Origin of the sequence: Sphingobacterium sp. UBA6317 (genome assembly GCF_002440385.1) — a bacterium.
Lineage (GTDB): Bacteria > Bacteroidota > Bacteroidia > Sphingobacteriales > Sphingobacteriaceae > Sphingobacterium > Sphingobacterium multivorum.
This window is the reverse complement of record NZ_DJTD01000025.1, coordinates 1-352: the sequence shown is the minus strand read 5'-3', so window position 1 is coordinate 352 and position 352 is coordinate 1. Positions and strand designations below refer to the sequence as shown.

The window sequence follows — 352 nt, the reverse complement described above, 5'->3', positions numbered from 1 at the left end:
TACAACTCGTTATTGGCGGGGGATTTATTCTTTGTAGTGTTATTTGTATTGGAGGACTTCTAGAACATGAAGACTGGGTTTTTCCACTTGAGATGCTGCGGTTATTCTTATTACTACTGTATATTGGTCTAACTTTTTATTCACCATTGGGACTTGTTTTGGTAGGATGTTTCGCTTTGATTCAATTGATTTTTTATCGACCGTTAGCAGTTCGCTATAAAAAAGTTTTGCGTATTGAAAGACGTTGAATTTATCCGTATGAGTTCTTGTCGTTGGAAGTAAGCATCTATTGTTTCATATTTCATCATTTAATTGATCTTTTATCTGTATAGCAAGCAAGCAAGCAAGCAAG

1 protein-coding gene is annotated in these 352 nt (G+C 34.9%); it reads left to right on the top strand.

The window, feature by feature from the left end; genetic code table 11:
* A partial coding sequence (locus B3E92_RS07165; RefSeq protein WP_414713062.1) for a hypothetical protein occupies window positions 1–248 on the top strand: 248 nt, incomplete at its 5' end.
* Window positions 249–352: the final 104 nt, after the last annotated feature.